This is a genomic window from Lysobacterales bacterium, assembly GCA_016703225.1.
Taxonomy (GTDB): Bacteria; Pseudomonadota; Gammaproteobacteria; order Xanthomonadales; family Ahniellaceae; genus JADKHK01.
On record JADJCM010000010.1, the window covers coordinates 142,553 to 156,336 of the forward strand.

Below are 13,784 nucleotides of genomic sequence, written 5' to 3' on the forward strand. Positions count from 1 at the left end.
ATGGGTGGATGATTCCGATTGACCAATGCAGGGCGGGCCGTTTCGCGGCCTGCCTCTGCCTGCTGTTCGTTGCATTGCTGGCTGCAGTCGGGCCCGCGCGCGCCGGCAACGGCGCCTACGAGGCCGAGTTGCCGGACACGCTCGCCACGGCGCCCGACCTGTGCGCGCTGGTGCCCTGTGCCGAGGTGTTCCCCGGCGCCGAGAGCTTTTCCGAACGCAAGGGGCGGCCGCCCTATGTCGAGGCCCACCGCAGCGATGGCGCGGGCGGCAAGGAGCTGCTCGGCTACGTCATGCTGTCGACCGACATCACCGACACCCCGGCCTACTCGGGCAAGCCGGTGGTGACGCTGATCGGCATGGACCGCGACGGCCGCTTCGTCGGCGTCAAGGTGCTCAAGCATTCCGAGCCGATCCTGCTGCTCGGCATCCCCGAGTCGGCGCTGCTGCGCTTCAACGACCAGTACCTCGGCAAGTCGGTGCGCGACCGGATCGAGGTCGGCCAGTCGCGGCCGGAGGAAGAGGTGCTTGGCGTCGACGCGATCTCGGGCGCCACCGTCACCGTGATTGCGCAGAACCAGGTGATGCTCGCCTCCGGCAGCGCGATCGCGCGCCAGGTCGGCATCCTCGAACCGACCGTGCGCGCGCCGGCGCGTTTCGCGGTCAGCGGGCGGCGCTACGGTTGGAACGAACTGGTCGAGCAGGGCAGCGTGCAGCGCCTGCTGGTGCGCCCGGAACAGGTAGGTGTCGTGCCGGACGGCGAGCCGTTCATCGAGCTCTGGTTCGGCGACCTGAATCATCCCGATGTCGGCGCCAGCCTGCTCGGCGATAACGGCTGGGCCAATCTGCGCGCGCGTCTTGGCGAACACGAGCACGCACTGTTCATCATCCGCAGCGGCGGGCGCGAATCGTTCAAGGGCTCGGGCTTCGTGCGCGGCGGCATCTACGACCGCATCCAGGCCAAGCAGGGGGCGGATGCCTTCACCTTCCGCGACCTCGACTACCTCAATCTCTACGGCCTCGAAGCCGTCGGCGCGCCGGCCTTCACCGAGTCGGCGATCTTTATCCTGCGCTCCGAGTCGTTCTCGCCGGCCTATCCGTGGAAGCTGAGTTTCCTCGGCAACCGCGTCGATCGCGCCACCGGTGCGCGCAGCTTCGCCAACTTCGACGCGCCGTACTGGCTGGCCGCGGAATTGCTCGAAGGCGGGCGCCCCGAAGTGCAGGAAGCGGCGGCGCCGTGGGTGCGCATCTGGAAGTCGAAGGCGCCGGCGATCGTCGCGTTCGTGCTGCTGCTGCTCGCGGTGACCCTCGTGTACTCGCAGCGCGAGCGCCTGACCCGACGCGCCACGCGCCGCAACAAGTGGCCGGTGAATGCGTTCAAGTACAGCGCCTGGGCGATCAGCATCGTGCTGGTCGGCTTCGCTGCGATGGCGCAACCGTCGATCACCCAGGTGCTGACCTGGTTCCACTCGCTGCTGTTCCAGTGGACCTGGTCGCTGTTCCTGTCCGATCCGTTCATCTTCCTGTTCTGGATCTTCATCATCGCCACCGTGTTCCTGTACGGGCGCGGCCTGTTCTGCGGCTGGATGTGCCCGTTCGGATCGCTCTCGGAAGCGCTCTACAAGATCGCCGGTGCGATCGGTCTGAAGCGCTTCCAGTTCTCGTTGCCGCAACGCTGGCACGACCGGCTGAAGTGGCTCAAGTACGCGGTGTTCTTCGGTCTGCTGGCGGTGTCGATGTTCTCGATGGGCCTGGCCGAAGTGCTGGCCGAGGTCGAGCCGTTCAAGACCACCTTCCTGGTCGGCATCGGCCATCGAGCCTGGCCCTACGGACTGTTCGTGGCGGTGCTGCTCGGCCTGTCGATCTTCATCGAACGGCCGTATTGCAAATACCTGTGCCCGCTCGGTGCGGCGCTGGCGATGCCGAGCACGTTCCGCTGGTATGGCTTGCCGCGCAAGCAGGAGTGCAACACCTGCAAGGCCTGCGCGGCCGGTTGCGGTTCGCAGGCGATCGACGCCGATGGCCGCATCGACCATCGCGAGTGCCTGCACTGTCTGGACTGCCTGGTGCTGTACACCGAACCCACGGCTTGTCCGCCGCTGGCGAAGGAACGCAAACGCCGCGAGCGCGCCGGCATCGCGATCACGCTGATCGGTGACGACGGCTACTACCTGCCGGCTTCGGAGCCGGAGGCTGCGGCTGCACGCTACGCGGCGGGCCCGGATCCGCGCATGCCGAGCGACCCGGTGATGCCGCCGCACAAGATCGACGTCGGCCGCATCGAGTGGATCTGGCTGGAGATCCGCGATCACCTGTGGCCGTGGAGCCGCGAAGGCTGGCGTTCGCAGCGCGCGCTGCAGGTCGCCGGCTTCTCGCTCGCGATCGCCGCGACCGTGGCCTGGGTGCTGGCCGCGAGCGGGCGTCTGTCCTCGGGCGCGATCATCGGCTGGTGGTTCGGCTGGAGCGTGTACGAGGTATTGATCCGCCTCTCCGGGCGGCGCTACGTCAAGGACGGTCCGTGGTGGCAGGACAACTACCGCGAGGCCGGCGTGATGGACATGCTGAGCTATGTCTGCTTCAAGAACCTGCTGATCGGCGCGGCCTTGTTCCTGGCGCTGAAATGGCTGGGATGGATGTGGGTATGAGCATGCGCCTGCTGCTCGCCCTGCTACTAGGCCTTGGTGCGGGTGGTGGTGCAGCGGCGACCTGGCGCGTGGCCGCGGGCACATCGTTGCAGGACGCGATCGACCGCGCTGCGTCGGGTGATGTGCTCCTGATCGAGCGCGGCGAGTACCGCGGCAACTTCCGCATCGAGCAAGCGCTGACCCTGCGCGGTATCGGTCGGCCGCGGCTGAGTGGCGGCCTGGTCGGCGACACCGTGCGCGTCACCGCCGCCGATGTCACCCTCGAAGGCCTGATCGTGCGCGACTCCGGCGACAGCCTGGTGGACCAGAACGCCGGCATTTACCTGCAGCCGGGCGCGCACCGCGCGGTGGTGCGCAACTGCGACCTGGTCTACAACCTGTTCGGGCTGTGGATCGAGAAGTCCGACGACGTGCTCATCGCCGGCAATCTGATCACCGGCAAGCGCGAATACCACTCGCCGCAGCGCGGCAACGGCATCCAGCTGTACAACACGCAGCGCGCGCGCATCCTCGACAACAACATCAGCTTCGTGCGCGACGCGTTGTATGTGGACGTGTCGCACGACGCCGTGTTCCGCGGCAATCGCCTGCACCACAGCCGCTACGGCAGCCACTACATGAACTCCTACCGCAACCTGTGGGAGGGCAACGACAGCTACCGCAACCGCGGCGGGCTGGCGCTGATGGAGGTGCGCGACCAGGTGGTGCGCAACAACCGCTTGTGGGGCAACTCCGACCATGGCCTGATGCTGCGCACGATGCAGGACTCGCTGATCGAGGGCAATCTGATTGCCGGCAATCACCGCGGCCTGTTCATCTACGACGTCGAGTACGTGACCCTGCGCGACAACCTGCTGGTCGACAACCAGGTCGGCGTGCACCTGGCTGCGGGCTCGACGCGCAACCACGTCGAGCGCAACGATTTCGTCGCCAACCGCGAACAGGTGCGCTATGTCGGCGCGCGCGACGAGCGCTGGGGCGGCGAGGTCGGCAACCACTGGAGCAATTATCTGGGTTGGGATCGCGATGGCGATGGCATCGGCGACCTGCCCTACGAAGCCAACGACATGGTCGATCGCCTGAGTTGGCGCCATCCCGGTGTCAAGCTGCTGCTGGCGAGCCCGGCGGTGCAGGCACTGCGCGTGGTCGGTCGGCAGTTCCCGGTGCTGCGCGTGCCGAGCGTGGTCGACGCGCGCCCGCGCATGCAACCCGAGCACAAGCAATGGAGCCAATGGCGTGGCAGGAGCTATCACGGTGAGTGAGTCGGCGGCGATCGAGGTACGCGCCGCGTCGCGCCATTTCGGCGCGCTGCGCGCCGTCGACGGCGTGGATCTGACGGTGCGTCGCGGCGAGATCTTCGGTCTGATCGGCCACAACGGCGCCGGCAAGAGCACGCTGTTCAAGATGATGCTGGGCCTGATCGAGCCGACTCGCGGCGAGGTGTTCGTCGATGGCTGCGCGGTGCACGGCCGCGACTTCCGCGCGGTGCGGCGGCGCATTGGCTACCTGCCGGAAAACGTGGCGCTGTACGACAACCTCAGCGGCCTGGAAACGCTGCACTTCTTCGCCCGACTCAAGGGCGCCGCGCGCGAACAGTGCGAGCCGCTGCTGCAACGGGTCGGGCTGGCGTCGGCGGCGCAACGCCCGCTGCGCGAGTTTTCCAAGGGCATGCGTCAACGTCTCGGGCTGGCGCAGTCGCTGCTCGGCACGCCGCGGGTGCTGTTCCTCGACGAACCCGGCAACGGCCTCGATCCGCAGGCGATTCGCGACCTGTACGCGCTGCTCGACGAGCAACGCGCGCAGGGCGTGACCGTGCTGATCACCTCGCACATTCTGGCCGAATTGCAGGAACGCGTGGATCGGCTGGCGATCATTGCCAATGGCCGCATCGTCGCGACCGGCAGCGTCGAAGCACTGCGCGCGCAGGTGCCGATGCCGTTGACGATCAGCGCGCGACTTTGTGCCGCCGATGCGCTGGCGGCGCGGCAGCAGCTCGCCGCCCTGGCCGGTGTGGAAGTGATGCTCGAAGCCGAAGGCCTGCGCGTGCACTGCCCGCGACCGCACAAGATGGCGGTGCTCGCGGTGCTCGCCGGTTTCGGCGCGGGGCTTCGCGATCTGGGCATTCGCGAGCCTTCGCTGGAAGACGTGTTCTTCGGCCTCTCGAACCAGGATCTCGCATGATCTTCAGCCAAATTCTCACGCTGGCGGCCAAGGAATTTCGCGACCGCATGCGCAACCGCTGGGTGCTGGCGGTTGCGCTGGTGTTCACCGTGTTCTCGCTGGTGATCACCTATTTCGGCGCCGCCCAGCAGGGCCAGATCGGCCTGCGCTCGCTCGAGTTCACCATCGCCAGCCTGGTCAGTCTGGTCATCTACCTGATCCCGCTGATCGCGCTGCTGCTCGGTTTCGACGCCATCGTCGGCGAGCGCGAGCGCGGCTCGCTGGACCTGTTGCTGGCGCTGCCGATCAGTCGCCTGGAACTGCTGCTCGGCAAGTACCTCGGGCTCGCGGCGGCGCTGACTTTGTCAACACTGGCCGGGTTCGCCCTGGTCGCGTTGTTGCTGTACCGGCAATTCGGCTGGCCCGGGCTGCTGCCCTACGGCGGCTTCATGTTCAGTTCGGTGCTGCTCGGGCTGGCGTTTCTGAGCCTGGCGGTGCTGGTCTCGGTGCTGGCGCGCGAGCGCACCCGTGCCTCGGGTCTGGCGATCGCGCTGTGGTTCTTCTTCGTGCTGGTGTTCGACCTGCTGCTGCTCGGCGGTCTGGTCGCGACCGGCGGGCGCTATGGCGGCGATGCCTTCGCCTACCTGCTGCTGCTGAATCCGGCCGATGTGTTCCGCATCCTCAACGTGTTTTCGCTCGACGACCTGCGCAGCCTGTATGGGCTCGACAGCATCGTGCCGCCGGCGCTGGCCAAGCCGTGGCTGATGATGCTGGTGATGCTGGGTTGGATCGTGGCGCCACTGCTCTTGGCTCGCTGGAGATTTCGTGCATGAAGATTCATCGTCATTCCCGCGTCGCGTTCGCGGCGTTTGCGCTCGGGCTCACTGCCGGTCTGCTTGGCGGTTGCGAACCGGCGACACCGGACCAGGCGCCGGTCGCGGCCGAGATCGACGCGCAGTCGGTGTGCGAACTCGACGGCATGCTGCTTGCCGATTACCCGGGTCCGAAGGCGCAGATCCGCTACGCCGACCAGGACGCGCCGGCGTTCTTCTGCGACACCGTGGAATTGCTCAACACCCTGCTGGTGCCGGAGCAGGTGCGCAAGGTCGATGCCGCCTGGGTGCAGGACATGGGGCAGGCCGACTGGGAACGCCCGCGCGGCCACTGGATCGACGCGCGCAGCGCGTTCTACGTGCTCGGCAGCAAACGTCATGGCTCGATGGGCCCGACCATCGCCAGCTTCGCGCTGGAGACCGACGCCAGGAAATTCGCCGGCGAGCATGGCGGCCGCGTGCTGCCCTTCGCCGAGATCGATGCGGAGATGGTCGATCTGAGCGGCGGCGCGCTGCACGACCAGCACATGTGAACCGTCCGAATCCCGTTCCCAACCACCACCCAGGAGACCCAGAACATGGCCGCAGCCAAGAAGAAGACCACCGTCAAGCAGCCCGCCAAGAAAGCCCGCGAGATCCTCGTCGTCGGCAGCAAAGTCAAGGACGTGATCCGCTACGCCGGGTACCGCAGCGACGGCGAGTTCGTGCAGGCCCTGTCCGACCGGGTCCACGTGATGCTCGAAGCCGCGGTCAATCGCGCCAAGAGCAACAAGCGCGGCACCCTGCGTCCGCATGACTTGTAGAACGGCTTGCAGGCCCGCGAGAAGGTGAACCGCCCCGGCTTTTCCGTAGGCCCCGACCTTTCAGAGGATGGAGCCATGAAGAAGAAGACAGACACTGGCGGGGTCCCGACGCGCCCGGCGCTCTTTCGTTAAGTTCAGTTGTTTCGAGTATTTCGGTTGTGTGTTAGCGTCTTCTTCCACATCCCGGCCGGGGCAAGATCCATGAGCGCTGTAGTCACCCCACCTATTCCCTCCCAGCTGCCCACCGAGCAGGAAGCCCGCCTTGCCGGCGAGAGCAGTCGATTGCTGGCGGCCTGCATTGGCCACGGCGCTGCTGCCCGACTGCGGGTGATCGATGGCGACCAGGAGATCGAGGTGCCGGTTTCGGCGCTGCGGATGCTGGTCGATATCCTGGCGCAAATGGCGCGTGGCAACGCAGTCAGCATCGTTCCCATCCATGCCGAGTTGACCACCCAGGAGGCGGCTGACTTCCTAAACGTCTCGCGCCCGTTCCTGGTCGGACTGTTGGAGGCGGGCGAGTTGCCGTTCCGCAAGGTCGGTACGCATCGCCGGGTGATGTTCAAAGACCTGATGGAGTACCGCGCCCGTTCGCAGGTCAACCGCAAGGCCGCGCTCGATGAATTGGCTCGCGAAGCACAAGAGCTCGGCATGGGTTACTGAGCGTGGCGAACTTCGTCGCGCTGTTCGATGCTTGCGTTTTCTACCCCGCACAACTGCGCGACCTCTTGCTGCGCGTAGCCTGCTCGGATGCGTTCAAGGCGCGTTGGACGGACCAGATCCACGACGAGTGGATCCGCAGCCTCTTGCGCGATAGACCGGATATCCCGCCGGAGCGGTTGGCGCGTACACGCGAACAGATGAACCGCTCGGTGCCGGACTGCCTCGTCACAGAGTACGAGCCCTTCATTGCTCAACTGACCCTGCCCGACCCGGATGATCGTCATGTGCTGGCTGCGGCTATCCGCTGCCAGGCGGGGGTCATCGTCACCTTGAACTTGCGCGATTTCCCCGATGAGGTCGTGGCGCGCTAAGGGATCTCGGTGCAGCATCCCGACGAGTTCCTGGCGCATCTGTTCGATCTGAAGCCCGCTGTCGTGTGTAGTGCAGCGCGGGAGATGCGCGCTTGTCTGGCGAATCCACCGAAGACCGTGCGTGAGCTGCTGGACGACCTGCTGAAGTCCGGATTGCCGGAGACGGTGAGCCTGCTTGAGACCATGGAGAACCTGCTGTGAGTGAAGTCTCGACCAACTTCAAAGCGCGAAACCGACTGGTCGAGACGCTGCAGCTGGTCCGGACAATCGCCATGCGTTCGCGCCCGAAGTGCTGCCGGAGCCTCCATTGCGCTGTACTTAAGCCCGTTCTTCTGAAATAGGGCATGACGCACGGGTGCAGTTCCCGCCGCGCGCAGGTCATCGCGTGCCAAAGGTCGAAAGGCTTCAAGGGTTGATCCGCGCCGTCTCCGGATTGCGTGGAACAGGCGAACCCCCAAGGAGCCTGCCATGTCGCGATACCCGATCCCAAACCTGATTCCGTTCGCCTTCGCCCTGTCCGCCGTGGTCGCGCCGGTCGCGGCCGCGACCGGTCCAGACCAGCCGCAAGCAGTGTGGGGCAAGCAATACGCCTACGTGGTGCAGGAGGACCTGAAGGAGGCGAAGGACTATCTGGTGCGCGTCAATGTCGCTACCGGTGTGGTCGAGCAGCGCTTCGACGTGATCGAGAACGGCATGCCCTACGTCGCCGCGAACACGCCGCTGCAGCGCATGTACTTCATCGAGGAATCGCTCGACCGGCTGGTCGAACTCGATCTCCGCACCGGCGTTGTGCAGCGCTACATCGTCGGCGGCGACCCGCACGGCATCGCGGTCAGCCCCGATGGCAGCCGCGTCTACATCGCACAGTACGCGGACGACACGCTGGCGATCTTCGACACCGCCAACCTCGCCGCCGGCCCGATGCGTACGGTGCCGGTCGGCGACCGCCCGTTCGGCGTGGTGGTGCATCCGGCCGGCACCGTGGTCTACGTGACCAATCCCGGCAGCCATTCGGTCAGCGCCGTCGACGTGCGCGAGGATCCACCGGTGGTGGTGCACACGTCGTTGGCGAATGGCAGCCACGGCACGCCGAACCCGCTCGGCATCACGCTGTCGATGGACGGCGGCGCCGCCTTCGTCGCGTTGTCCAACGCCAGTGCGATCGCGGTGCTGAACACCACCGCGCTGTTGCCGGTCTACGTCGCCGACGTGGCTTCGTTCAGCACACCGATCGGCGTTGCCTCGAATCCAAACTCGGCGCTGGCCTACGCCGCGGCGAAGGGCAGCAATGTGGTGCAGTACCTGAACTACGCGGTGTGGCCGATCCTGACCCCGTACGCGCCGGCGGTGGCCGGCACCGAACCCTATGGCATCGCCGTGGACCGCACCGGCAGCCGCGTGCTCACGCTCGGCCTCGGCACGCCGGCGGTTCCGAACGACGGCCGCATGAGCGTGTTCGAGGCCAGCACCGGCCAACTGCAGTGGAGCCTGCGCCTCGGCTTCAACCGCGCCCTGTTCGGCGACTTCGTGATCGAGGAAATCGACCTGCCGCTGCTGGTCGACGGGTTCGAGGAGTGAGGGCTCAGGCCAGGCAGGAAGCGCACCGGGATGGGGCGGGCGTCACTGCGAGATGTCCGGCGCAAAATGCTGCAGTCGTTGGATCTCGGCGCGTGCTTCGGCCAGCAACTGATTCCAGTCATCTGGAGGATGACCGTTGGCCAGCATTCTGCGGAACACCCGGTAGGCGTCCTCGTTGCTTTGGTAGGCGCGCTTGCTGTCCGCGTCATTGACCCAGGCCAGCACGATCACCTTGCTTGGGGCGTGGTAGCGAAAGAACAGTCGGTACTGCTGGAAGAACTTGGCCCGGAACCAGTGCTTGTGATCGTCACCGAGCGTCCCACCCTGGCGGTACTCCGGTCGCGTCGGATCTTGCGGGATGACATCGAACGCCAGTTTGGTGATCGCGGCCAGCCGTTTGCTGGCGTTCTTGTTCACGTACCCGCTCGGGTCGTGCTTGCGGAGCGACTCGACCTCCCGGGCCAGCGCCTCAATCTGGTCCAGAAACAACGGGTGCGCGAAGACGGTCCAGCCGTGAATGGGCTGGGAAAACGCCTTGCGCATGTTCATTCATCTTCCGCGGACAGGGTGGAATCGAGATCGACACTGATGTCGCCGACGAGCGACTGAAGCCGTTGAACCAGGGCGCTATCGATGGAGTGAAGCCGCTCCGGATGGCGGACAAGATCACGAGCCAGAAAGCCCAGAAATTGGCCGAGCACCGGGTCGTCGCCGGTGGAGGCCTCGGCGCGCGCCAGCACGACCTCACCGCCTGGTCGGATCGTGTAGTGGATCTTGTCGCGCTTGCCCAAGCGCAGCGCGCGGCGCACGGTTTCCGGAACCGTCGTCTGGTAGCGGTCGGTGAGCGTGGATTCGGCTTCGAGGGTGGAGGCCATGGTTCGCTCCGTGGCAGGCAGGGTTGATGCATGGTAATGCAATTGCCTTGCCATGCGCACGCAGGCGCCTCACTCGCTCGCCGGCTCAACCAAAGCGTGCCGCTACCTCGTCGATCCACGCTTCCAGCTGATCGAGCACGGCGAGGCGTGCGCCATCGGCGGCGTGGTGCAGGCGCAGTTGCACGAGTTGTTCGCGGCGGGCGGCGATGGTCGGGATGCTGTCGTCGCGGCCGTCGATCAGTCGCTGCCGCACCCAGTCGCGGAAGCGCTCGCTCTCGGTGGCGTCGAGGGTTTGCGGGTGGTGGCGGGCGCGGTAGCGGAACAGCAGTTCGCGATAGCGTCGGTCGTGCAGCTTGCTGGCGAATCCGGCGAGGTCGGCCGCGGCGGCGCGGCGGATGCGTGGCAGCAGCGCCAGGTCGGACTCGGGCGGCAGGCCGCCGTAGAGATCGGCTTCCGGGTCGGCGCCGCTGAAGTCGCGATCGCGATCGAAGACCAGGCCGAGCTTGGTCGCGAGCAGGCCGCGCTCGGCCATCAGCAGGTCGAAGTGGCGTGCGCAGCGTTCCGGGTCGAGCGCGATGCGCGCGAGATCGACGCCGGCCAGCGCGGATATTGGCGCCAGCACCGGGCAGCGATTGCGGTGCACGGTCTTGAGCGGCACGCGCTCGACGTCTTTGGGCAGGTCGGCGCGCGCGACGAACAAGCGGTCGCGCAGTTCGTCGACGTCGAGCTCGAACAGCGGCGCCGGGTCGGACATCAGATCGAACACAATCACGCCCTGCGGACTACTCGGGTCCATCGCCAGCGGTGCGACCAGCGTGGTGCAGCCGCGCTGTGCCGGATAGCGCGTCGAGGTGTGCAAGACCATCGCCGGCTTGGCCAGATCGAGCAGGCGCGCGGCCGAGCGCTTGTCGCGATGCGTCAACAAGAACTGCCACAGCTTTGGCTGCGCCGCGCGGAACTTGCGCGCCAATGCGATCGTCGCGCGCACGTCGGCGAGCGCATCGTGGGCGTCGCTGTGGGCGATGCCGTTGGCCGCGGTCAGGTGCTCCAGCCGGAACGAGGGCGCGCCGTCTTCGCGCAGTGGCCAGTGCAGTCCCTGCGGGCGCAGCGCATAGGCTGCGCGCAGCGGGTCGATCAGGTCCCAGCGCGAGCAGCCATTGCGCCACTCGCGGTCGTAGGGCGGAAAGAAGTTGCGCCACAGGCCGTGGCGGGTGAGTTCGTCGTCGAAGCGGATCGAGTTGTAGCCGAGCACGCAGCTGCCGGGCACGGTCATGGCTTCGTGCACGCGCGCGAAGAACTCCGGTTCCGGAACGCCTTCGCGCGCCGCCAGTTGCGGCGTGATGCCGGTGATCAGGCAGGCCTCGGGTTCGGGCAGCAAGTCAAGCGTTGGCTGGCAATGGAACGCGATCGGCGCGTCGATCTCGATCAAATCGGCATCGGTGCGAATCGCCGCGAACTGCGCCGGCCGGTCGATCCGCGGCCGCGCGCCGAAGCTCTCGTAGTCGTGGAACAGGAAGCTGGCGGGTGCGTCGGACACGGGCTCAGGGACCGAAGCTGTCGCTGAAGATGGCGTCGGCCGCTGCGGCCAGATTCAGCGACCAGACGCCGCGGCCGAGCGTGCCGGCGTACAGCGTCTGCTGCGCGGCAACGTAGCGCAGGTCGAACACCAGTACGTCGGGCAGCGCGCTGCCGGCCAGGCTCCAGACGCTGCTGCCGGCGTCGGCGAAATACACCCCCGAGCGGGTGCCGAGCGCGACACGGTCCGGCGTGCCGGGGATGAACTCGATGGTGCGGAAGTCGCGCGATGCGATCGACGGCAGATTGCCGGTGACCTCGGTCCAGATGCCGCCGCTGTCGCTCGAATAGAACACCTGGTTGTCGTCGATCGCGAACACCCGCGCTGCATCGTCGGGGTCGAGCGCGAGGTCGGTCAGCGTCGCGGCGGCCGCAGGTTGCGTCGTGGTCGGCACGAACGCAGCGCCGACGCGGCGATGCACCTGTCCACCCTTGCCGACATAGGCGGCAGCGGCATCACCGTTGGCACCGTAGGCGATGGCACTGCGATTGGCGCCGGGACCGCCGATCGAGACCAGCGTCGGCCCGGCGCCGTTGGCGTTGGTGGACTCGTACAGCGTTCCCGTGCCGGCGACCAGCATGCGCGTCGGGTCGACGCGATTGAGTTCAGTCGGCGTCACGAACTGCGCGTCGGTGACGACGGCGGTGGAGATCGAGGTGCCGCTGACGTAGCCGTTGGCGGCGTTGTAGGCATTGCGACGGAAGCCGCCGAGGTTCTGTGAGGCCATGAAACGCAGGCCATTGCTGCCGCTGTCCTCGACCGCAACATCGCCGCCGTCGCCGCCGTAGACCGCGGTCCAGACGCTGCCGGCGGAGGTCTGCTGCATGTGCGTGCCATTGTCCTGGGTGCCGATCAATAGGATGTTGGCGACGCCGTCGTGGTCGAGGTCATGCACTTCGATGACGTTGAGATTGCCCGCAACCGAAGTCCAACTGCCGGCCGTCGAGGTCGGGCTGCTGCGCCGATACACGCAGCCATCATCGACTTCCAGCAAGTTGCCGTTGGCGTCAAAGGCGAGATTGCGGCTGTCGGCGTGGGGCGCGGTATTGCCGCCGTTGGCGTCCATCAGCGTGGTGAATTGCGTGCCCGCGCCCAGGCTGGCGTTGCCGCGCACGAGATTGCCGGTGTACGGAGGCCCGCTGATGCGGTCGCCGCCCAGGTACACGAGGTTGCTGTTGGCGGGATCGGCGGCGATCGAGGTGTTGCTCGTGCCTTGGCCACCGGGATGGATCGTCGGCACGTCCATCGACTGCCAGGTCGCGCCCTGGTCGGGCGAGCGGTACACGCCGGCGAGGCTGCCGCCGTTGACCACCGCCGCGAAGACCACGCCGGCGGCGCCGGGCCCGACCGCGAGACGGATGTTGCCGGTGCTGGCGGACAAACCGCCGATGCCGGTGGTGACGTCGTTCCAGCTGGCGCCGGTGTTGTCGCTGCGTAGCACCTTGGGCGTGGCGCCGAGCACCGAGACGTAGATGCCTGCCGGGGCATCGCGATGGCTGGCCAGGTCGCCGATGCCGCCGGTGGGCAGTCCGCCGCTGCCCGACGCGAGCGGCCAGGTGGCGCCGGTGTCGATGCTGCGGTACAGCCCCTGACTGCGCGCCGCGGCCAGGATCGTGGCGCCGCGTGGCAGCACCGCAACCAGCTTGCGGTCGAGCAGCGGCGACGCGCCGAGTTGGGTCCAGCTGACGCCACCGTTGACGGTGCGGTAGACGCCGACCTGGTCGTCGCCGCGCTGGGCGAAGTTGCTCCAGCGACCGGTGCCGGCGACCAGGGTCTGGTGACTGGCGTCGGTCGGATCGAACGCGACCGCGCCGATCGACTGCGAGGGCAGGGCATCGGTCAGCGGCACCCACGACGGCGAGGCGGCGAGCGCGTCGTTGGTACGCCAAACGCCCCCGTTCACTGCGCCGATGTACAGCACGTTGGCGTTGCTCGGGTGTGGCGCCAGCGCCTGGATCGCACCGCAGACCTCATCGTTCGGCGGCACGTTGACCTGGGCGTCGCGCGTCGGCGCCGGTCCGCGTTCGACCCACGCGGTGAGCACCGCATCGCCGCTGCGAGCAATGCCCTCGGGACGCGCCGGCGGCAACACCGGCTCGCGGTACTCGGCCGGGTCCGGCGGCTCGGCGTCGCCGCGCGGCGCGTCCGCGGTCGGCGTGAGCGCGCAGCCGGCGAGCAGCAGCGCAAGCGTGGCGGCAGGAACGAGCGCAGTTCGGGCTTGCGACATGGCGGTGGACTCGATGGCGAAGCGTGGGCGGGCCGCGAGCATGTCAAGCCGGCGGCGCG

At 67.2% G+C, this 13,784-nt stretch carries 12 protein-coding genes and 1 pseudogene; 9 read left to right on the plus strand and 4 right to left on the minus strand.

Going from position 1 to position 13,784, the window contains the following annotated elements; genetic code table 11:
- The first annotated feature begins 8 nt into the window (after nucleotides 1-8).
- The 9 genes and pseudogenes from IPG63_19120 to IPG63_19160 all read left to right on the plus strand — a co-directional run bounded on the left by IPG63_19120 (nucleotide 9) and on the right by IPG63_19160 (nucleotide 9,047).
- Entirely contained in the window at nucleotides 9-2,642 is a 2,634-nt protein-coding gene (locus tag IPG63_19120) for a regulatory protein NosR (protein MBK6729269.1), read from the plus strand.
- A complete protein-coding gene (locus IPG63_19125; protein ID MBK6729270.1) occupies nucleotides 2,627-3,904 on the plus strand; it encodes a nitrous oxide reductase family maturation protein NosD in 1,278 nt (425 codons plus the stop codon). Before IPG63_19120 ends, IPG63_19125 begins: the two co-directional genes overlap by 16 nt.
- Nucleotides 3,879-4,823 carry an ABC transporter ATP-binding protein gene (locus IPG63_19130; protein MBK6729271.1) on the plus strand — a complete coding sequence of 315 codons (945 nt, stop codon included), beginning with the start codon at nucleotides 3,879-3,881 and terminating at the stop codon, nucleotides 4,821-4,823. Before IPG63_19125 ends, IPG63_19130 begins: the two co-directional genes overlap by 26 nt.
- Nucleotides 4,820-5,635 (plus strand): ABC transporter permease, encoded by an 816-nt coding sequence (locus IPG63_19135; GenBank protein MBK6729272.1) that lies wholly within the window; start codon nucleotides 4,820-4,822, stop codon nucleotides 5,633-5,635. Before IPG63_19130 ends, IPG63_19135 begins: the two co-directional genes overlap by 4 nt.
- Nucleotides 5,632-6,168: a nitrous oxide reductase accessory protein NosL gene (locus IPG63_19140; GenBank protein ID MBK6729273.1), complete on the plus strand. Its 537-nt coding sequence runs from the start codon at nucleotides 5,632-5,634 to the stop codon at nucleotides 6,166-6,168. Before IPG63_19135 ends, IPG63_19140 begins: the two co-directional genes overlap by 4 nt.
- A gap of 45 nt (nucleotides 6,169-6,213) precedes the next feature.
- The gene (locus IPG63_19145; GenBank protein ID MBK6729274.1) at nucleotides 6,214-6,438 is read left to right on the plus strand and encodes a hypothetical protein; all 225 of its coding nucleotides are present in this window, start codon (nucleotides 6,214-6,216) and stop codon (nucleotides 6,436-6,438) included.
- Between the two features lie 201 nt (nucleotides 6,439-6,639).
- Nucleotides 6,640-7,098, plus strand: coding sequence for a helix-turn-helix domain-containing protein (locus IPG63_19150; GenBank protein MBK6729275.1), 459 nt, complete (start codon nucleotides 6,640-6,642; stop codon nucleotides 7,096-7,098).
- Nucleotides 7,095-7,670, plus strand: a pseudogene (locus tag IPG63_19155) (PIN domain-containing protein). The gene IPG63_19150 and the pseudogene IPG63_19155 overlap by 4 nt, the downstream one beginning before the upstream one ends.
- 267 nt (nucleotides 7,671-7,937) lie before the next feature.
- The gene (locus IPG63_19160) at nucleotides 7,938-9,047 is read left to right on the plus strand and encodes a YncE family protein (GenBank protein MBK6729276.1); all 1,110 of its coding nucleotides are present in this window, start codon (nucleotides 7,938-7,940) and stop codon (nucleotides 9,045-9,047) included.
- 42 nt (nucleotides 9,048-9,089) lie between these two features.
- Here IPG63_19160 and IPG63_19165 read toward each other — a convergent pair whose 3' ends face one another.
- The 4 genes from IPG63_19165 to IPG63_19180 form a co-directional block, all read right to left on the minus strand.
- Nucleotides 9,090-9,596, minus strand: a complete 507-nt coding sequence (locus tag IPG63_19165; GenBank protein ID MBK6729277.1) for a type II toxin-antitoxin system YhaV family toxin — start codon at nucleotides 9,594-9,596, stop codon at nucleotides 9,090-9,092.
- A complete protein-coding gene (locus tag IPG63_19170) occupies nucleotides 9,593-9,922 on the minus strand; it encodes a type II toxin-antitoxin system PrlF family antitoxin (protein ID MBK6729278.1) in 330 nt (109 codons plus the stop codon). Before IPG63_19170 ends, IPG63_19165 begins: the two co-directional genes overlap by 4 nt.
- A gap of 85 nt (nucleotides 9,923-10,007) precedes the next feature.
- Nucleotides 10,008-11,459 (minus strand): exodeoxyribonuclease I, encoded by a 1,452-nt coding sequence (sbcB, locus tag IPG63_19175; GenBank protein MBK6729279.1) that lies wholly within the window; start codon nucleotides 11,457-11,459, stop codon nucleotides 10,008-10,010.
- 4 nt (nucleotides 11,460-11,463) lie between these two features.
- Entirely contained in the window at nucleotides 11,464-13,725 is a 2,262-nt protein-coding gene (locus IPG63_19180; GenBank protein MBK6729280.1) for a hypothetical protein, read from the minus strand.
- Nucleotides 13,726-13,784 lie beyond the last annotated feature (59 nt).

Bases quoted from the DNA above. Each gene is read 5' to 3' on its own strand.
- IPG63_19145 (MBK6729274.1), top strand. From the start codon at position 6,214: ATGGCCGCAGCCAAGAAGAAGACCACCGTCAAGCAGCCCGCCAAGAAA.
- IPG63_19135 (MBK6729272.1), top strand. From the start codon at position 4,820: ATGATCTTCAGCCAAATTCTCACGCTGGCGGCCAAGGAATTTCGCGAC.
- IPG63_19165 (MBK6729277.1), bottom strand. From the start codon at position 9,596: ATGAACATGCGCAAGGCGTTTTCCCAGCCCATTCACGGCTGGACCGTC.
- IPG63_19160 (MBK6729276.1), top strand. From the start codon at position 7,938: ATGTCGCGATACCCGATCCCAAACCTGATTCCGTTCGCCTTCGCCCTG.
- IPG63_19180 (MBK6729280.1), bottom strand. From the start codon at position 13,725: ATGTCGCAAGCCCGAACTGCGCTCGTTCCTGCCGCCACGCTTGCGCTG.
- IPG63_19125 (MBK6729270.1), top strand. From the start codon at position 2,627: ATGGATGTGGGTATGAGCATGCGCCTGCTGCTCGCCCTGCTACTAGGC.
- IPG63_19170 (MBK6729278.1), bottom strand. From the start codon at position 9,922: ATGGCCTCCACCCTCGAAGCCGAATCCACGCTCACCGACCGCTACCAG.
- IPG63_19120 (MBK6729269.1), top strand. From the start codon at position 9: ATGATTCCGATTGACCAATGCAGGGCGGGCCGTTTCGCGGCCTGCCTC.
- IPG63_19140 (MBK6729273.1), top strand. From the start codon at position 5,632: ATGAAGATTCATCGTCATTCCCGCGTCGCGTTCGCGGCGTTTGCGCTC.
- IPG63_19150 (MBK6729275.1), top strand. From the start codon at position 6,640: ATGAGCGCTGTAGTCACCCCACCTATTCCCTCCCAGCTGCCCACCGAG.